Genomic DNA, 18,627 nt, shown 5'->3' on the forward strand with positions numbered 1-18,627 from the left:
GTATCCCAAGAATGCCCCTCCGTGACTACACTCGGGAGGAGTTCTCGCACTACAAGTGCTGGTCAGTGCAGGGGGGTTGGTTATGGCCAACGGTTCACGGCAAGCGGCGTGGGAGTTCTTCGGTATTGAACTAAAACGCCGTCGGGAGGACGCCGGAATCACCCAAGTCGAGCTGGGGGCGCGGGTATTCGTCTCCGGTGGATACATCGGCCAGTTCGAACAGGCAATTCGGAAACCGCAGCTGGATGTAGCCCAGCGGATTGACGGGGTACTGCAAACCGACGGTATTTTCGAGCGGCTGTGGAAAAAGCTCATCAAGGAGCAGCCGTACACGGAGTACTTCGCCCATGTGGCCGAACTGGAGCGGCTGGCGACGGAGATCTGCGAGTACGCGCCGACGGTGATCCCGGGGCTCCTCCAGACACGGGAGTACGCGCAGGCATTGTTCCTGGCGGGCAATCCGCTGGCCACCGACGAGTACATCGAGGAGTTGGTCAAGGGCCGGATGGACCGCGTCCGGCTGCTCAAGGACGTTACACGTCCCCGGTATTGGGCGGTGCTCCACGAGGCGGCGTTGCGCATCCCTGTCGGCAGCCCGGCAGCCATGGCCGGCGAACTGGACCACATCGCGGCGCTGGCACGAGAACGCACGATGGTGGTGCAGGTGATGCCGTTCGTGGCGGGGGCGCATCCGTCCATGGGCAAGCAGATGAAGCTCATGGAGTTCGAGGACGCCCCGCCAACCGTCTATACAGAAGGCGTGTTTTCCGGGACTCTGCTGGACGAACCGCCGGTGGTGAAGCGCACCCGGGCGTCTTACGATCACATCAGGGCCGCCGCACTGTCGCCGGAGGCGTCCCTGGCCCTGATCGAGTCGGTGTCGGAGGACTACAGACCATGCGCGAGTTCGACCTGAGCAACGCCCGCTGGCTCAAGAGCAGCTACAGCGGCGGCGACGGCGGCGAGGACTGCGTCGAGGTCGCCGACGGAGTCCCCGGCATCGTCCCCGTCCGGGACAGCAAGGTGGCCGGCGGCCCGGTGATCGTCGTCGGGCCCGCCGCCTGGACGGAGTTCGTACGCACCGTCGGATCGGACGTCACCCGCGCGGCGACACGACCGCGCGGGGACCTGCCCCGGGTGTGACGGTCTCCGTACCGGCACCTTCGGTACGGAGACGTGGACTAGGGCTGGGGCGACCGCGACCGCGATCGGGACCGGGACCGATTCGGTGAGGAGTTGCGCAGACGCTCCTGCTCCCACTCCTCGAACTCCGGGACCACGCCGGGGTCCAGTCCCGCCATCAGCTGGCGTGCCGAGGCGTACTGCATCTGCCTGCGGATCTCATTGGTGTGCGGCAGTTCTCCCGCCTGTTCACGCTGCGCGGCGGACCGGGGGTCGAGGGTGTCGAAGCTCACCCTGAACGCTTCGTTGGCCATGGGGTCGTGGGGCGCCATGATCGAGTAGTCCAGGTCCCGGTAGACCTCGCTCTGCCCGACGCGCCCGTTCAGACCCGCGTGCGTGATCGGGATTCCGTGCATGTCGATCGGAGTGGAGTACTGCGGGACTCTCGACGCCTGGAAGGACGGAACGGGGCCGTCCTGTGGCGGGACATCCACCATCGGCGGCTGGTGCCCCGACGCGGCGTACTCGTAGCGGCGGTGGGAGAGGTTCGTGCCGTCCGTACCGGGTGCCAGGTTCTCGCGCCGCTGCGGCGTGCCGTTGACCGGGTCACCGTGGTGGTAGGCGGTGGAAAGGTGCAGGTGGGAGGTCCTGCCGCCGGGATGCACGCCGGCGTCGCGCATGTAATCGGCCGCCGAACGGTTGCCCATGACGGTGTTCTGGGAAGGAACCCGCTGTTGGGGGAGGGACCCGATGAGGTCGGGGTCGATGTAGTTCGTGTCCGCGCGTTCGTATTCCGGCAGCTCGTCGTAGTAGTGGGTGCTGTTCCTTCTGGAGGACGGCCGGCTCGCTCGCTGGACCGGCAGGCCCGTGCCACCCACCGGGGCGGTGCCCCCGCGGCGGCCCTTGCCCAGGGCGGCGGTGACGGCGGCGTTCCCGACGCTGCGCTGGAGCGCGAGCAACGAACCGGCCGTGGGGTGGGACAGCGTCGCGGCGGCCTCCGCCGCGCCGGCGGCGCGCGTGGTGGGAGACACCGTCCGTGCGGGACGCCGTACGGATCCCCTGTCCTTGATCAAGTCGGCGTGTTCCGCCGGCCCTTCGTGAGAGTGCATGAGTGTCCTCTGCGGTGGGAGGGGATCCTCAACGATCGGAGACCGACACCCTACAGCGGCCCCGCACTACGATACGATCGGCTGCGACCGCGATCCCCGTGACCTGGGCGGGAGTTGGGCGAACCCGTGTCCCGGGGGTCAGGCGCCTCCCGGCGTCACCAGGCCCGACTCGTAGCCCACGATGACCAGTTGCGCCCGGTCCCGCGCCCCCAGCTTGCCCATGATGCGGCTGACGTGGGTCTTCGCGGTGAGTGGGCTCAGTCCCAGGGAGTCGGCGATCTCGGTGTTGTTGAAGCCGCGTGCGACCAGTGTGAGCACCTGGCGCTCCCGGTCCGACAGGCAGTCGGGGCCGCCGCCACCCGCGACCGGCACCGCGGGACTGCGCAGGAAGCGCTCGATGAGCCGTGCCGTCGGGCCCGGCGACAGGAGCGCGTCACCCGCCGTCACGGTGCGGATCGCGTCCAGGAGTTCGGCGGGCCTGGTGTCCTTGACCAGGAAGCCGGAGGCGCCCGCGCGGAGGGCCTCCACGATGTTGTCGTCGGTGTCGTAGGTGGTGAGGACCAGCACCTTCACGCCCGCCAGGTCCTCGTCGGCCGCGATGAGCCGGGTCGCCTCGATGCCGTCCAGGTCGGGCATGCGGATGTCCATGACGACCAGGTCGGCGCGTTCCGTGCGGGCCAGGTCGACGGCCTGGCGGCCGGTACCCGCCTCGCCGACGACCTCCATGTCGGGGGCCGACGCGACGAGCAGGGCGAACGCGGCGCGGACGAGGTTCTGGTCGTCCGCGAGCAGCACTCGTATGGTCATCCGTCAGTCGTCTCTCTTCGGGGTCACGGTCGTCAGGGGTGCGGGGGCGGGCGCCGAAGGTGCTGGGGACGCCGTGGGGACCGGCAGCACGGCCCTCACCTCGAAGCCGCCGGCACCCCCGCCCCGCGGCCCGGCGTCGAGTGAGCCACCCACGCTGCGGGCGCGTTCGCGCATGCCGACGAGGCCGAAGCCGGGGGTGCCGTCGGGGTCGGGGCCGATCCCGTCGTCGGTCACGGACAGGCTCAGGACGCCCCGCCCGGCGTGCACCTCGACGCGGACGGACGGTTCCGGGCCCGCGTGGCGTACGGCGTTGGTCAGCGCCTCCTGCACGATGCGGTAGGCGGCGGCGCCGACCGCGGGCGGGACGTCGCCGGCGCGTACCGACAGGTCCACCCGCGCTCCCGCCAGCCGGGCGGCCTCGGCCAGGTCGGGCAGGCCGTGCAGTCCGGGCAGCGGGCCGCGGGCGTCGGGGGCGTCCTTCTCCCGGAGGACCTCCAGCGTGGTCCGCAGTTCGCCCCGCGCGCTCCGGCAGGTATCGGCGATGTCGTCGAGGGCCTTGGCGACGGCGGCCCGGTCCAGCCGCTCGGGGTCGGCGGTCAGGACGTGCGCGGCGACGGAGGTCTGCACGCCGATGAGGGTGATGCTGTGCGCGAGCAGGTCGTGCAGGTCCCGGGCGACGCGCAGGCGCTCCTCGGCGACGCGGCGCCGGGCCTCCTCCTCGCGGGTGCGTTCGGCGCGCTCGGCGCGTTCGACGATGGAGGCGACGTAGTGCCGGTAGAAGCGGACGTCGATGCCGCAGAACAGGACGGCGACGACCCAGCCGGTGATCCGGAGCAGCTCGACCATGCCGTCGGGGTTGGTGACGGCGTTCATGCTCAGCCCCACGCCGATGACGGCGGAGCCGACGACCAGGGTGCGGCGCACCGTGCCGGTCGCCGCGAGTGTGTAGAGGGCCGTCATGGTCGCGGGGCCGGGCGCGGAGTGGTTGTGGTCGAGGGCGTGGAAGCCGGCGACCGGAGCGGCCACCAGGCAGAGCACCAGCAGGGGACGGTGCCTGCGCCGCACGAGCGGCACGTGGGCGACGAGCAGCAGTGTCCAGCCCACCGCGTCCGGGCGACGGCCCTCATCGGTGAGCAGCGCGATGCAGGCCGCCGCCGCGGCGAGGAACACGGCGAGCACGGCGTCGTTGCGGTCCCGGTGCGGGGCGGTGCGCGGGTCGCGGTTGATGGCGGCCATGATCCGCTCACCGGGGCGGGACGGCCGGGGCGCCGCCGGAGTGGTTGCCTGCACGCGCCCATCCTCCGTGACGGACGCGCCCCTCCGGGAGAGGAGGGGCGCACTCCGGTCGTCGGGCACCTCAGACACCGGCGGGCTCCCGGTCCCCCGTCGGCACGGGCTCCTCCTCGGGCGCCCGGGACAGCCGGCCCGGCCACCACACCCGGCGCCGCAGGACGACGCTCGCACTGGTGACCAGGTAGGTGCGGACCAGGAAGGTGTCGAGGAGGACACCGACCGCGATGACGAAGCCCAGCTCGACGAGTTGCACCATCGGCATGTTGGTGAGCACCGCGAAGGTGGCCGCGAGGACGAGCCCGGCGGAGGCGATGACACCGCCCGTGGTGCGCAGCGCGGTGAGCGCGGCCCGCGTCGGTTCGGCGCCGTGCAGGGACTCCTCGCGCATGCGGTGCATCAGGAAGATGCCGTAGTCGACGCCGAGGGCCACCAGGAAGACGAAGGACAGCAGGCCCAGGCCCGGATCGGTGCCCTCGAAGCCGAAGAGGGGTCCGAAGACCAGCCCGCCGATGCCGAGGGCCGCGCCCCACACGGCGACGACGGCGGCGACCAGGATCAGCGGCGCGACCAGGGACCGCAGAAGGGCGGCGAGGATCAGCAGGACCGAGAGCAGCACGATGGGTACGACGACGACGGTGTCCCGGGCGCTGGTGTCCTCCAGGTCGATCTGCTGGGCGCTGGGGCCGCCGACGTAGGAGTCGTCGAGCCTGTCGCGCAGGGCGTCGATGGTGGCGGTCTCGGCCGCCGACTGGGGCGGTGCGGAGGCCAGCACGGTCAGTTCGGTCCAGCCCCCGCCGGTACGGCCCCGCTCGGCGCTCTTGACGCCTCGGGTGTCGCGGGCGTCGGCGAGCGCGGCGGCGGCGCGGTCGGTGGGGGCGATGACGGTGATGGGCTGGGTGCCGCGCTCCGGGTATGCGGCGGCGAGGGTCTCCATGGCGGCGATCGCCTCGGGCCTGGTGGTGAAGGTGTCCTCCTGCTTGAGGGAGCCGGGCAGGTTGAGCGAGCCGAGGGCCAGCGCGCCGAGCAGGAGGGCGCCGCCGACGAGGACGGTGCGGGGCCGGCGTTCGGCGGAGCCGCCCATCGCGGTGAACAGCGACCTGCGGACCTTGGGGGTGCTGCCGTAGCGGGGTACGAGCGGCCAGAAGACGCGGCGGCCGAGCAGGACCAGGATCGCGGGGAGCAGGGTCAGCATGGCGGCCAGCGCGCACAGTACGCCGACGGTGCCGAGCGGGCCCATGCCCCGGCTGGAGTTGAGGTCGGCGGCGAGCAGGCAGAGCAGTCCGGCGGCGACGGTGCCGGAGGAGGCGAGCACGGCGGGGCCGCAGCCGCGCAGGGCGGCGACCATGGCGTCGTAGGGGCGTTCGATGCGGCGCAGTTCCTCCCGGTAGCGGGAGACGAGCAGCAGCGCGTAGTCGGTGCCGACGCCGAAGACGAGGATCGTCATGATGCCGGAGCTCTGGCCGGAGACCGAGGTGCCGAACCACTGGTTGAGGCCGTAGGCGACGCCCATGGAGAGGTAGTCGGCGATCCCGGCGACGGCGAGCGGGACGAGCCACAGGAACGGGCTGCGGTAGATGAGGATCAGCAGGAGGGCGACGACGGCGGCCGTGGTGTAGAGCAGCGGGCCGTCGAGGGAGTTGTAGACCTCGCTCGCGTCGGTGGTGAGGGCGCCCGCGCCGCCGACCTCGACGCTCAGCCCGTCGCCGCCCTCGGCGACGTCCCGTACGGCGTTGACCAGTGTGTCGCGGGCCTCCTCGTCCTGGCCGGGCTCGGTGGAGGCGACCGGGTACATGAGGGTGGTGCCGTCCTCGGACGGGATGGCCACCGGGCGGTCGGTCAGCCGGTGCGCGCCCGCGATCTCGGCGATCTGGTCGGCGGCGGTGGCCTTGTCGGCGGCGGTCAGTCCGGCGTCGCGGTGGTAGACGACGACCATCTCGGTGGCCTCGCCGCCCGGCAGCCGGTCCTGGATCTTCGCCACCTGCGTCGAGTCGGCGCTCGCCGGCAGGTAGTCGACGGCGCGGTCGCGCTGCACGTCCGAGAGTTTCGACGCGAACGGCGAGGCGATCGCCAGTACGGCGATCCACAGTCCGAGCACCAGCCAGGGCACGGCCCGGCGTCGCCCCCCGCTCGTCCCCGCACCTGTCCTTGCTGCCCCCATGTGACGGGCTCCCCTCCGGTCGGATGTCTGGGTCGGTCTCCAGACTTCCGCCGGCGGGACGCCGATACGTCGGGCGTGAGAGCGAGTCCGCGGCTACCTCCCGGGGTGACGCGGGGCCCTCCTTACTCCCCGGGGAGTACCCCGAGGTGCCGGTCAGGCCCGGTCGACCATCCAGTTGCCGTCCTGCTCGGCATCGACCCGCACCTCCAGCTCACGCAGGCCCATGCCCGCGTCCCAGAGTTCCCTGAAGCGCTTCAGCCGGTCCCGTACGTACTCCTGGCGCGCGGTGAGCCGGGTGCGGACGTTGACGTCGCGCAGGTCCTGCTCGATCTCGAACGACACCCCCTCGTCGTAGAGGATGAAGTCGTTCGTGGTGCCGCGCTGGAGGTGCGGGGGCAGCTCGGGCAGGACGGCCACGCGTACGTCGATGCGCCGCAGTTCCTGCTCCTCGCACAGCCGCAGCAGCCGGTCGTCGAGCTCGCGCGCGCTCTCCAGCAGGAACAGCCGGCGCACCGACACGCCCTGCTCGTCGATCGCCGTCTGCTGGGCGTCGAGGTAGCGGCCCGCGGGTTCGCTGTTCCAGAACTCCCGGTCGACGGCGGTGCTGGTGGCGCAGATGGACTGCTCGGCGGCGCGGGTGAGGGTGAGCATCCAGTCGTGGTTCTCGCCCGGGCACTCGGTGGTCAGGTTGGTGAGGTCCGCCATGTGGCCGACGACCCGCGCCATCTCCAGGTGGACGAAGGTGTGCAGGATCGAGGGTTCCGGCAGCAGGACGTCGGCGAAGCCCTTGGCCAGGTCGGGCACGCTGTCGATACGGACCGGGCCCAGCGGGCGGGACTCGGCGGCCCCGTGGTCGGCCTGCGCGACGTGGGTCTCGACCAGCTGTTTCACGTCCTGGGTGTGCCGGGTCAGCCCGGACTTCAGCTCGTCGTCGTAGCGGTTCAGGCCCTCCCGTACGGCGGCGGTGTTCTCGGCCAGGGCGCTCTCCACCCGGCGGGTGTGCTCCTCCAGCCGGGCGGGCCCCGGGCGCGGGGCCAGGCCCATGACGTACTGGACGAGCATCGCCGCGCCCGCGCAGAGCACGGCGGCCGCGAACTGGTGCGGTGTTCCGTCGTCGGGGCTCAGCAGGGCCGTGACGCCCCAGAAGAGGGCGCCGACGACCAGGGCGATCAGCAGCATGCGCGCCCAGGGGGACTCCCCCCTCAGGGCGGCCGGGCCGGGCGGGCGGTTCGTGTCGTCGGGTCGGGGTGACTGTGCCGTGCTCATCTCGCTTCTCCCCCCGTTGGGATACGCGTCGGATCGGGGTCGATCGGGGTGCGGGGATGTGCGTGGGAGGCGTCGGCGCCCGGTCAGGGGACCGGTTCCACCTCCTGGTGGGGTGCGGGAATGGCGTGCAGGGTCAGCTGGTCCCGGATGCGCTGCACCAGCGTCCGCCACTGCCGGGTGAAGCCGGGCCGCTCCTCCAGCGGGTCCCACAGCGGGGCCAGTTCCGGCCCCACCCGGGCGCGGGGCATCCACAGGTGCAGCAGGTGGTCGACGGCCGGGCGCAGGGTCCGGACGACGGCACCGGCGTCCCGGGCGGCTCCGGTGCCCAGGCGGACGCCGTCGAGCATGCGGACCACCGTGGTGAGCAGCCAGTCGTGCAGGGCGAGGTCCTCGCAGAGTGCGGCGAGGCCGTCGGCGGGGGTGCCCTCGGGCACCCGGAGGCGGACGGTGCGCAGCTCGTCCTCGGCGAGGGTGAACCGCTCGATGGACGGGCCGTCGCCCGGATCGGCGGGCAGGGCGGCCCAGCGCAGCCGGGTGGGGCGGGACCGGAAGGGCGGGCGCTGGTCGAGCAGGGGGTGGCGCAGCAGCCGGGTCAGCAGCCCGTCGGCGATCAGTCCGGCGTCGAGGTCGCCGTGGCGTCCGCCGCCGAGCACGCCCCGCGCGACCGCCTCGTGGGGCAGCTTCCCGAGCGGCTCGACCATGCCGGGGCGCACCAGGTACTCGCCCCACGGCCGTCGCTGGTCGGGACCGGTGGCGGGGACGCGGAAGCGGGCGGAGGTCTGCAGGACGCGCCCCTCGGTGAGCGCGGCCCGTGCGGCGACGGTGCCGACCGCGCGGATCCGGGCGCCGTTGGCGCTGGGCAGCGGGCAGTCGACGCCGGTGAGGGTGTCGGGGGAACGCGCGTAGAGGCTCGGGCGCTCGGAGGTCAGCACCCGTTCGTCGGCGCGCAGGGCCAGGAGCTGGGCGGCGGCCCGGATGTCGAGGGCCTGCCGGGCGGGCAGCAGGCAGGTGCGGACCTCGCCGCAGGCGAGCACGGCGCGCGGTGAGATCTCCGCCGGCGCCATGTCACAGCCCCGAGTAGTACACGTAGGAGATGCGGTCGGCGACCGAGTCGGGGACGGCCGTGCGCTCCCGTCCGGAGCGGTCGGCGACCTGTGCCAGCGCTCCCGGGTCGACCTCGGTCTGGTCCAGGATCACGCGGACGGCGTGCTCGACGGGCAGGAAGCGGGTGGGCAGGACCGAGCAGGTGCGGTAGGCGGAGAAGGGGTCGGCGCGGTCGTTGAGCCGGAGCAGGGAGGGCAGTTCGTCCCAGTCGTCGGGGAAGCCGGCGACGGTGTGCGGCTGGGGGACGAGGACCGCCTCCCCCTCGTTGCGCAGCAGTCCCAGGCGGGCGAGCTGCCACACGGCGGCGAGGAAGGGGCAGGACCAGGTGCGGTGCCCGTCGGCGTCGTCGCTCCACAGTTCGACGTCGAGGAAGACGGAGTGGCGGCGGGCGGCGGTCTCCCTGGGCGGCTGCCACTCGACGGCCCGCTTCATGGCCTGCGGGGCGCGGGCGACGGGGCTGCGTTCGCCGTTGGCGAGCCAGCCGGTCTGCGCGGCGGGCGGCCGCAGGCCGTAGCTGCCGGGCGGCGGGGACTCGACGATGCGGCCGGCCACCGCCTCGGCGACGGGCACCTTGCCGGCGGTGGCGCAGCCGGACTCGCGGGCCAGGTAGTCGATGGTCAGCCCGGCCCGCTCGGCCTCCGCGAGCAGCATGGGGACGACCGCGGCGGGCGTGGAGAAGCGGGTGAAGTAGTCGTCGATGAGGAAGCAGGTGCTGATCCGGGCGCGTTTGCCGCCGGCCCGGGCGGTGGCGGCGGCGCGGGCCGCCTCCACCCAGGGGCGTACTTCGGTGAAGTGCCGGCGCAGGCGCTCGGGTCCGGCCTCGAAGTCCTCCATGTAGAGGTGGCCCAGCTCCAGGGAGAGGTGGGCCAGCGGCACCGACTGGGTGCGCGGCTCGGCGGCGGTCTCCCGGAACACCGCGTCCGTCATGGCCGCCCCCAGTGCGAGTCGTCCGTCAGGCGCCGCGCGATCTCCTCCAGCGCCTCCAGGGTCTCCTTGTTGGCGATCTGGGTGGAGAGCACGTCCTCCTCGGTGATGAGCTGCTCGCGCCACTGGAGTATGGGCTCCAGCGGTACGACGCCGAGGACGACGCTGTCGCCGATGCGGTGCTCGGCGGCGAGCCGGCGCAGCGCCTCGTCGCAGGCCTGCATCCAGGCGGCCTGGGCGGGCGAGCCCTGGGACCACAGCGGCGACTCGGGGTCGGGTACGGCGGCCCGCACGAAGCGGATCGCGGCCAGCAGGCTCTCCTCGTCGTGCCCGCGTTCGACGCCTCCGCCGACGATGCCGTGGTCCGCGTGGACGAGCCCCGAGGCGGCGATGACGTGCTGCCGGGTCCAGCGGTGGAAGACCAGCCAGCGGAAGGGGACGTTGCGCATCCGGGGGTGGGCGGTTGCCGCGAGGACCAGGTCGACGGCGTAGCTGCGGCCGGCGCTGAGGTCGACGACGGTGATGTCGAACTCGCCGTTGATCCGCAGCAGCAGGTCGATGCACCGCTCCAGGGACTCCTCGCCGATGGCGAACTCGCCGCCGCCGGCGTCGCCGGGGAACAGGACGAGGCGGCCGGACTGGTTGGGGCGGGCGCGCAGCAGGGGGTGCTCGGTCTGCCGCCACACGTCGATCCTGACCGGCTCGGCGACCTCGCCCTCCAGGTAGGAGTGGAGGCCGCGTTCCTCGGTGCCGCGCATCGCGCCGGGCACGTCGAAGACGGCGGCGGCGGTGGGCGAGCCGAAGTCGAAGTCCACGTAGGCCACGTGGTCGCCGGTGAGGGCACGCTGGTACGCCAGGTTGGCGCTGGTCACCGAGCGCCCCGTGCCTCCTTTGTCGGAGGCGGCGAAGACGAGCACACTCACACCTCCTGCGCGGCGGCACCCCTGGCCTGGGCCAGGGTGTCGAGTTCCTGGAGCACGGGCAGGGCCAGGGCGAAGGCGGTGGCGGGCCGGTCGTCGACCAGGCCGCGGGCGCGGTCGAGGCGGCTCTCGATGCTCCGCATGGCCCGGGCTCTGCTGCCGTCGGCGGCGGCGGAGGCCTCCAGCTGCTCCTTGCCGAACAGGTGGGTGGCCTCGCTGAGCAGTTCGCGGGCCAGCTCGGCGAGTTCGGGGCTGCGGATGGGCTGCTGCTCGTACAGGTTGCGGGCGGCGACGAGGCATTCGGTGACGCGCTCGGTGATGCTCCAGGACATGCGCAGGCCGACGTTGCGCGCGTCCGGGTAGACGGCCCGGACGTTGTCCCAGAGCCCGGCGCCGTCCTCCTCTTCGATCCGCCGCTTCCACAGGTGCTCGAAGGCCTGCTCGGCGAGGCGCAGCAGCCGGTCCTGGGCGCCGATGTTCCGGGAGAGTTCGGCGAGCTGGATGATCCGCTTGAGGAGCTGGGCGGAGAAGTCGGTCATCCGCCACAGGAGGAGCCCGCCGGAGCGCTCGGACCCGGCGAGCGGCATGGTGACGCCGGGGTTGTGCAGCCGGATGGCGGGGTCGTCCCTGGTCATCCGGCTGGTGACGCGGCCGCGGTCGGCGAGGCGCTCCATGATGGCGACGGTGCGGGTGAGGTCGTCGTCGGTCGCCTTCCGGCGCACCAGGTCGTGGACGAGGATGGCCGCGACGGTCAGGGAGAAGTACTCGGACTCCAGGCGCAGGCCGGTGGTCTGCCAGGGCAGGTCCTCCAGGGGCCAGCGCTCGGTGCCGAAGCGGGCGATCGCGGACCAGTACTGCTGGCTGAGCTCCCAGCGCAGGCGCAGTGCCTCGGCGAGTACCTGCTGGTCGGCGTCGAGCAGGCCGAGGGTGAGGGTGCGGTCGGAGAACAGGTCCTGGATGCCGTCGAGGGCGACGACGGTGAAGTACACGTAGGGCAGCCGGTCGGCCATGCCGGCGGGCTGGCCGGGGACCGGGGTGCTCAGGTCGGTGATCTCCGGGGCGTCCTGCACGACACCCCAGGCCCAGCCGCACTCGAAGAGCTGGCTCTCGTCGCGGATGCCCTCGTCGACCTCGATGCCGCGGCTGAGGCTCTCGATGATGGTGGCGCGCAGGGGGCGTAACCTGCGGGAGAACTGCTGGAGGACGGCCCGGTCGGACTGTCTGCCCTGTCCGACGACCTCGATCAGCCGCTTGCCCTGTTCGGACTCGGCGTCGAAGACGTTGACGGTGAAGGAGCGCAGCAGACTGACCATGGCCGCGGTCAGCCGGGCGTTCGTGGCCTCTCTCAGCTCGGTGATCGCCCTGCGCACCTCGGGGCGGGTCGTGGTGCCCTCGTAGACCTTGAGGAATCCGAGGGTGGCGAGGCAGAGCGTGACGGACATGGAGTAGGAGTCGACCACGCCCAGCTGGCTCTGCTCGTGGGTGATCTCACCGCCGGGCTCGGCGGGCCGGAAGTAGTGTCCGCCGGCGAAGGTGGGGCTGTCGTCCGTCCCGGTGTGGGTGCGCATGAACTGGCTGAGCGCGGTGATCAGGTTGGGCGGGATCTCCAGCCGGCTGCCGACCCGGTCGAGGGCGCGCAGGACGTCACGTTCGGTGGTGTCCGGCTGGTCCAGCCGGAAGGCGGGGACCTCGGTGGCCGGATACAGGAGGCAGAGCAGGCGTTCGGCGTCCGCGACGCTGCTCAGCCCGTCGGTGTCCCCCCACAGGAGTTTCCCGTCGTCGAACGCGTGACGGGCCATGGCCTGCCAGATGTCCAGCAGATGCTGGCGTGGCTTGATCTGCATCCCCGCACCCCTCGTACAGATCTCGTTGCCCTGTGTTCAGCATGGTCCCCGTTCCTACGGGGTGGCAATCTCCGAATTGCGCCGTCCCAGGGCGAGAAGCATTCCCTCGTGTCCCGGCCGCACCACGTGGTGCAGATCGTGGATCTCCAGCTCTCCGGTGTACGGTTCCAGGCTCTCCCTGACCCGGTCCTCGTTCACCCGGTAGGCCGGGTAGTCGTGTTCACCGACGCGGTAGCCGAGCGACTCCTTCATGAACGCGGCGGCGAACGGCGCGCCTTCACTGAGCGCGTTCATGAAGCACCGCACGCCCCGGCGGAACTCGTCGGGGCACTCGGACATCGAGTCGGCGACGAAGAACATCGTCCCGAGGTCCCAGCGCCGGTTTCCTTCCTCCAGGTCGAACAGGTTGCCGCGCTCCACCCGGACGATCTCGCTGACCAGGTTCTTCGCTTCGACGGCACGGTAGGCGGGCGACTCGCTCAGCACCTCCCAGAACGCGTCCCACGCGGTGTCGTACCCGCCCGGGGACACCTGCTTCTCCAGGTATTCGACGTTCGGGTGCGCGTATTCCAGGAGCAGCACCTTCTCGCACCACGGCAGCATGGAGAGCGCGGGGTAGAGATTCGCGCCGGCGCCGACGTCGACGCCCCGCACCGATTCCGGAACGCCCCCGGCGAAGCAGCGGCCGAAATAGTCGCGCATCAACCGGACGATCAGCAGATCGACTTCGAGCGGCGTCCGGTAGTTGTTGTCGACATACACCTCTGGATCGAATTGCGACCAAGGTGCGTCGGCGTTGCGATCCATAGTCACCCTGCCGCGTTCCATTCGATTCCGGACAAGCCCCAGTGTCGTGCACGGTAAGCCACCAGGACACGTCGAGACAGCCGGGAACACGCCAGTCCTCTTCCGTCGGGTGCACGTCCGGCGCACCGTCGCACACCCGAACTCGCCCTTGCACAGGGGAAGTTGGAAGCTCACTCTAGCCAGAAGGAGCCACCGGCCGCCACACGAGGTCTCATTCCTTCGGGTGCGCCGCCGGTGTCGTCGAGTTGACGTCCGCACGTCCTGACTGGGGGTTGCATGACCGCCGAACCGCTGGAACGCTCCTTGGACCGCCACGAGCAGTTCCCCGGGGAGCCGTACCCGGACACCCTGCCACTGGTCCTGCGGACGGCCCGGGAGTCCGACCTGCCCGAACTCCGGCGGCTCGACGAGGAGGTCTTCCAGGAGGTCGCCTATCCCGGCTTCCTCCTGCGCCAGCTCTTCGACATGTACGAGGAGCACTTCCTGGTGCTCGACGACGGAACGGGCCGGCTGCGCGGCTACGTCCTCGCCGCCACCAGGGCGCTCGGCGGGGACAGCTGGATCCTCGGCCTGTGCGTCACCCAGGACCGGCGCCGGCACGGGCTGGGCCGGGAGCTGATGACGGAGGTCCTGAGCCGGCTGCGCCGGGACGGCATAGGGGTGGTCCGGCTCACCGTGGAACCCGCCAACCTCGCCGCCATCCTGCTCTACCGCTCCCTGGGCTTCCGCCCCGAGGAACCCGACGGCGGCCTGCGCCCCGACTACTTCGGCCCGGGCATGCACCGCCAGATCATGCGCCTGGACATTCCCGGGTAGGGGGCGGGCCAGGAGGACGGGCTACGAGGGCGTGCCCGCCGACTCCAGGAGGCGGGTCACGTCGTCGGAGCAGAGGGTGAGGGCCGCGCCGACCGTCGCGAGGGTGTCGCGTTCGGCGGGGGTGTAGGGGCCGTCGGCCAGGGCGATGCGGGCGCCCTGGAGCAGGATCGACTCGCGGCCGACGGTGGCGAGGTGCGGGGCCAGCGGGTCCAGGGCCTCGTGCAGTTCTATGGCCAGGCCGGGCACGCAGGGCTCCCCGCGGACCCGGCCGGTGTCCGCCTCCAGCGCTTCGACCAGCGCGTTCAGCTGGTCCTCGGTGCAGTCCTCGAAGCCGGCCGCGCGCACCGCGACGGCCGCCGTCTCCAGTGACGTACGGGAGCAGGTGCCGCCCGCGGTCAGGACCGCGAGGGCGACGGTGTGGACGGCGTCGCGGAGCATCGCGGAGAAGCGGGTGGTGGTCGGGTGGTCGAGGACGTCGGTGCCGTAGTGGCGGCGGCAGGCCGCGCACTCGACGGTGGGCGCGGACTCGCCGCGCGGCAGCACGGGCACGCCGAGCAGGGTGAAGCGGCGGCGGCCGGTGAGCCGCTGGTAGTTGCGGTCGCCTCCGCAGCCGGGGCAGAAGAACTCGCCGTCGCCGACGGGTGTCCACGCGGTGCGCGTGCCCAGCATGCGTGGCAGCCGGGCAGCTCGGCCGTTCCGTCCCCGTCCAGGCAGCACGTCGCACCTCCGTAACCGCGCGACAGCATCGTCGCGCTGGCGTGATGTTAGCCACATCACCGACGTGGAGTCAGTACCCGGGACGAGACCTTTCCGTGACCTGCACATGGAGATGGCCGGTATACGACGGGGCCCCGCCCGCCGTTTTCCGGCGAACGGAGCCCCGAACCGCCGATTCGGCTGGTCAGCGAGTAGCGCGGTTGACGGCGGAGACGACCGCCTTCAGCGAGGCGCGCGTGGTGTTCGCGTCGATTCCGATGCCCCACAGGACCTTGTCGCCGATGGCGCACTCGATGTAGGACGCGGCCTGCGCGGAGGCGCCCTCGCTCATCGTGTGCTCCTGGTAGTCCAGCAGGCGTACGTCGATGCCGACGCCCTGCAGGGCGTGGAAGAACGCCGAGATCGGACCGTTGCCGGTGCCGACCAGGGTGGTCTCCTCGCCGTCGACGGTGGCGTCGACGGTGAGGGTGTCGATGCCGTCGCGGTCGGTCGTGGTCTGGCCGTTGGCGACCTGGATGCGGCCCCAGGGGTTGTCCGGGTTGGGCAGGTACTCGTCCTGGAAGACGTCCCAGATGGCCGTCGGCGTGATCTCGCCGCCCTCGGCGTCCGTCTTGGCCTGGATCAGCTTGGAGAACTCGATCTGCATCCGGCGCGGCAGGTCCAGCTTGTGGTCGTTCTTGAGGACGTAGGCGATGCCGCCCTTGCCGGACTGCGAGTTGACGCGGATGACCGCCTCGTAGGAGCGGCCGACGTCCTTGGGGTCGATCGGCAGGTAGGGGACGGCCCACTCGATGTCGTCGACGGTGACGCCCTTGGCCTTCGCCTCGGCCTCCATCGCGTCGAAGCCCTTCTTGATGGCGTCCTGGTGGGAGCCGGAGAAGGACGTGTAGACCAGGTCGCCCACGTACGGGTGGCGCGGGTGGACCTCCATCTGGTTGCAGTACTCCCACGTGCGACGGATCTCGTCGATGTCGGAGAAGTCGATCTGCGGGTCGACGCCCTGGGAGAACAGGTTCATGCCCAGGGTGACCAGGTCGACGTTGCCGGTGCGCTCGCCCTGCCCGAACAGGCAGCCCTCGACGCGGTCGGCGCCGGCCATCAGCGCCAGCTCGGCCGCCGCCACCGCCGTACCGCGGTCGTTGTGCGGGTGGACGGACAGCACGACGTGCTCGCGGCGGGAGAGGTTGCGGTGCATCCACTCGAAGCGGTCCGCGTGCGTGGACGGCGTGGAACGCTCCACGGTGGCGGGCAGGTTGAGGATGATCTCGCGGCCGGGGCCGGGCTGGTAGGTGTCCATCACCGCCTCGCAGACCTCCAGGGCGAAGTCCAGCTCGGTGTCGGTGAAGATCTCGGGGCTGTACTGGTAGCCGAACTCCGTCTCGGGGCCCAGCAGCTTCTCCGCGTACTCCATGACCAGCCGGGTGCCGTCCACGGCGATCTGCTTGATGTCGTCCCGGGAGCCGCGGAAGACGACGCGGCGGAAGACGGGGGCGGTGGCGTTGTACAGGTGGACGGTGGCCCGCCTGGCGCCCTGCAGGGACTCCACCGTGCGCTCGATCAGGTCCTCGCGGGCCTGGGTCAGTACGGAGATCGTCACGTCGTCGGGGATGGCGCCGGGCTCTTCGATGATGGAGCGTACGAAGTCGTAGTCGGTCTGGCCGGAGGCCGGGAAGCCGACTTCGATCTCCTTGTAGCCCATCTTGACCAGCAGGTCGAACATCGCGCGCTTGCGGGCGGGCGACATGGGGTCGATCAGCGCCTGGTTGCCGTCGCGCAGGTCGGTGGAGAGCCAGCGGGGGGCGGTGGTGATGCGCCGGCCCGGCCAGGTGCGGTCGGCGATGTCGACCTGCTCGTATCCGCGGTACTTGGCGGTCGGCATGGAACTGGGCTGCTGGCGGTTGGCCATGTTGCGTGGGCTCCTCGTGATGTCCGCGGTGTGCGGGACGTCCGCGACGTCCGCGTGTTCCGGAAGGACGGCCGACGGCACCACCAAGCTCCGCGGGGAGGGAGTCGGCCTCTTACAGGCCCTCGCCGCGGCAGCTAAGGAGAAGCAGCCCGAAACGCATGATGCCCAGCACCCTAGCCGAGCCACGCGGCGCGCGTGGGTCCGTATCAGTATGCGGGACCACGGAGGGAACCGGGACAAAAAGTGCCGTATACCACTCACCGATGGCCGGGAGGGCTCCTTGGTGCCGCTTTTCACCAATCGTGGTTGCGGGGGGTGACAGTCGTGTCACGCAGTGCGATGGTTCCGGACATGACGACATCCGGGGGCTTCGAGCCCGTCTTCTGCACCATCGTGCCGCCCCACGTCCTCGACAAGCTCGCCCAGCACGACGACCCCGTGCTCGCCGGACCCGCCCGCCGGACCCTCCAGCGCGACGCCTTCGAGCGCACCCACCGCTCGCTGACCACGGTCATCGGCGCCCCCGCCGTCGCCCCGCGCGCCGACGCCGAGCCCGACAAGCCGCACCGCACGATCTACGACGCCCGGCACGGCACCGACCTGCCCGGCAGGAAGGTGCGCGGCGAGGGCGAGGAGCCCGGCCAGGACGCCACCGTGAACCGCGCCTACGCGGGACTCGGCGCCACCTTCGAGCACTTCCTCAAGATCTACGGACGCAACTCCATCGACGGCGGCGGGCTGCCGCTGGACGCGACCGTGCACTTCGACCGCGAGTACAACAACGCCTTCTGGAACGGCGAGCAGATGGTCTTCGGCGACGGGGACGGGGAGATCTTCCTCGACTTCACCATCCCCCTCGACGTGATCGGCCACGAGCTGACCCACGGCGTCACCCAGCACACCGCCAACCTGACCTACTACGGCCAGCCCGGCGCGCTCAACGAGTCGGTGTCCGACGTCTTCGGCGCCCTCATCAAGCAGTACTCGCTCGGCCAGACCGCCACCGAGGCCGACTGGCTGATCGGCGCCGGGCTGCTCGCCCCGCGCGTGACCGGGGTGGCGCTGCGCTCCATGAAGGCGCCGGGCACGGCGTACGACGACGACGTCCTCGGCAAGGACCCGCAGCCCGCGACGATGGACGACTACGTGCGCACCGGCCGCGACAACGGCGGCGTCCACATCAACTCCGGCATCCCCAACCACGCGTTCTACCTCGTCGCCACCGAGCTCGGCGGACACGCCTGGGAGCGGGCGGGGCAGGTCTGGTACGACGTGCTCACCGGCGGCGAGCTGGCGCAGGACGCGCTGTTCACGGACTTCGCGACGCTGACCGTGCGGGCCGCCCGGGAGCGCTACGGCGACGCCGACGAACTGGAGGCGGTGCGCAAGGCCTGGGAGCAGGTCGGGGTGCGCACGCTGTAGTTCCGTACTAGACACGGACCCATGCGGATTCAGGTGAGGCGCACAGGAGGCTTCGCGGGCATCGAACGCCACGCGGAGGTCGACACCACGGGACGCCCCGACGCGGCCGAGTGGCACGCCCTGGCGGAACGGGCGGTCGCCGACGGACGGGGCACGCCCCCCGTCGGGGTGCCGGACGGGTTCAGCTACCAGATCACCGTGGACGGGAGGACGGTGTACGCCGCCGATCCCCGGCTGACGGACGAACAGCGGAGGCTGATCTCGCGGGTGCTGAAGGAGGGGGCGTAACACCGCCCGTGCACGGGGGCGTTGACGTCCCTCACCGAGGGTACGGGTGGATCCCCGGTCGCCGGACGGCTGCCTGTGGGGCGTGGGACGGACCACGGATCAGGGATCCGGGATCCGGGACCAC

General features: G+C 71.5%; 17 protein-coding genes. 5 read left to right on the forward strand and 12 right to left on the reverse strand.

All coding sequences use genetic code 11. The annotated features are described in order from the left end of the window. Positions 1-82 precede the first annotated feature (82 nt). Entirely contained in the window at positions 83-916 is an 834-nt protein-coding gene (locus ACZ7G3_RS05465) for a helix-turn-helix domain-containing protein (protein ID WP_470923970.1), read from the forward strand. After that, positions 898-1,143 carry a DUF397 domain-containing protein gene (locus tag ACZ7G3_RS05470; protein WP_470923379.1) on the forward strand — a complete coding sequence of 82 codons (246 nt, stop codon included), beginning with the start codon at positions 898-900 and terminating at the stop codon, positions 1,141-1,143. Before ACZ7G3_RS05465 ends, ACZ7G3_RS05470 begins: the two co-directional genes overlap by 19 nt. 38 nt (positions 1,144-1,181) lie before the next feature. Here the strand turns inward: ACZ7G3_RS05470 and ACZ7G3_RS05475 are convergent, their stop codons facing one another. The 10 genes from ACZ7G3_RS05475 to ACZ7G3_RS05520 all read right to left on the reverse strand — a co-directional run bounded on the left by ACZ7G3_RS05475 (position 1,182) and on the right by ACZ7G3_RS05520 (position 13,375). After that, positions 1,182-2,153: a hypothetical protein gene (locus tag ACZ7G3_RS05475; protein WP_470923381.1), complete on the reverse strand. Its 972-nt coding sequence runs from the start codon at positions 2,151-2,153 to the stop codon at positions 1,182-1,184. Positions 2,154-2,369: 216 nt separating this feature from the next. Beyond that, entirely contained in the window at positions 2,370-3,038 is a 669-nt protein-coding gene (locus tag ACZ7G3_RS05480; protein ID WP_470923382.1) for a response regulator transcription factor, read from the reverse strand. A 3-nt stretch (positions 3,039-3,041) separates the two neighbouring features. After that, positions 3,042-4,328 (reverse strand): sensor histidine kinase, encoded by a 1,287-nt coding sequence (locus ACZ7G3_RS05485; RefSeq protein ID WP_470923384.1) that lies wholly within the window; start codon positions 4,326-4,328, stop codon positions 3,042-3,044. 67 nt (positions 4,329-4,395) lie between these two features. Further along, a complete protein-coding gene (locus tag ACZ7G3_RS05490; protein ID WP_470923385.1) occupies positions 4,396-6,489 on the reverse strand; it encodes an MMPL family transporter in 2,094 nt (697 codons plus the stop codon). Between the two features lie 153 nt (positions 6,490-6,642). Beyond that, complete coding sequence (locus ACZ7G3_RS05495) at positions 6,643-7,755, reverse strand: hypothetical protein (RefSeq protein ID WP_470923387.1); 1,113 nt, start codon at positions 7,753-7,755, stop codon at positions 6,643-6,645. 83 nt (positions 7,756-7,838) lie between these two features. Beyond that, positions 7,839-8,819, reverse strand: a complete 981-nt coding sequence (locus tag ACZ7G3_RS05500; RefSeq protein WP_470923389.1) for an SCO2521 family protein — start codon at positions 8,817-8,819, stop codon at positions 7,839-7,841. Between the two features lies 1 nt (position 8,820). Then, positions 8,821-9,786, reverse strand: coding sequence for an SCO2522 family protein (locus ACZ7G3_RS05505; protein WP_470923391.1), 966 nt, complete (start codon positions 9,784-9,786; stop codon positions 8,821-8,823). After that, positions 9,783-10,700, reverse strand: a complete 918-nt coding sequence (locus tag ACZ7G3_RS05510; protein WP_426598827.1) for an SCO2523 family variant P-loop protein — start codon at positions 10,698-10,700, stop codon at positions 9,783-9,785. Before ACZ7G3_RS05510 ends, ACZ7G3_RS05505 begins: the two co-directional genes overlap by 4 nt. Positions 10,701-10,702: 2 nt before the next feature. Further along, on the reverse strand, positions 10,703-12,547 hold the full coding sequence (locus ACZ7G3_RS05515; protein ID WP_470923393.1) for an SCO2524 family protein: 1,845 nt from the start codon (positions 12,545-12,547) through the stop codon (positions 10,703-10,705). Positions 12,548-12,601: 54 nt separating this feature from the next. Next, the gene (locus ACZ7G3_RS05520) at positions 12,602-13,375 is read right to left on the reverse strand and encodes an SCO2525 family SAM-dependent methyltransferase (RefSeq protein ID WP_426598826.1); all 774 of its coding nucleotides are present in this window, start codon (positions 13,373-13,375) and stop codon (positions 12,602-12,604) included. 255 nt (positions 13,376-13,630) lie between these two features. Between ACZ7G3_RS05520 and ACZ7G3_RS05525 the strand changes: the two genes are divergently transcribed. Further along, positions 13,631-14,170 carry a GNAT family N-acetyltransferase gene (locus tag ACZ7G3_RS05525; RefSeq protein ID WP_426598701.1) on the forward strand — a complete coding sequence of 180 codons (540 nt, stop codon included), beginning with the start codon at positions 13,631-13,633 and terminating at the stop codon, positions 14,168-14,170. 21 nt (positions 14,171-14,191) lie between these two features. Here ACZ7G3_RS05525 and ACZ7G3_RS05530 read toward each other — a convergent pair whose 3' ends face one another. Both ACZ7G3_RS05530 and leuA read right to left on the reverse strand, forming a co-directional pair. Next, positions 14,192-14,887, reverse strand: coding sequence for a TerB family tellurite resistance protein (locus ACZ7G3_RS05530; RefSeq protein ID WP_426598700.1), 696 nt, complete (start codon positions 14,885-14,887; stop codon positions 14,192-14,194). A 184-nt stretch (positions 14,888-15,071) separates the two neighbouring features. After that, positions 15,072-16,793, reverse strand: coding sequence for a 2-isopropylmalate synthase (leuA, locus tag ACZ7G3_RS05535; RefSeq protein WP_426598699.1), 1,722 nt, complete (start codon positions 16,791-16,793; stop codon positions 15,072-15,074). Positions 16,794-17,144: 351 nt separating this feature from the next. Between leuA and ACZ7G3_RS05540 the strand changes: the two genes are divergently transcribed. Together ACZ7G3_RS05540 and ACZ7G3_RS05545 are read left to right on the forward strand one after the other, a co-directional pair. After that, entirely contained in the window at positions 17,145-18,215 is a 1,071-nt protein-coding gene (locus ACZ7G3_RS05540) for a M4 family metallopeptidase (protein ID WP_426598698.1), read from the forward strand. A gap of 21 nt (positions 18,216-18,236) precedes the next feature. Further along, on the forward strand, positions 18,237-18,503 hold the full coding sequence (locus ACZ7G3_RS05545; protein WP_426598697.1) for a protealysin inhibitor emfourin: 267 nt from the start codon (positions 18,237-18,239) through the stop codon (positions 18,501-18,503). The last annotated feature ends 124 nt before the right edge of the window (positions 18,504-18,627 follow it).

Source organism: Streptomyces sp. NPDC037271, from assembly GCF_055603605.1.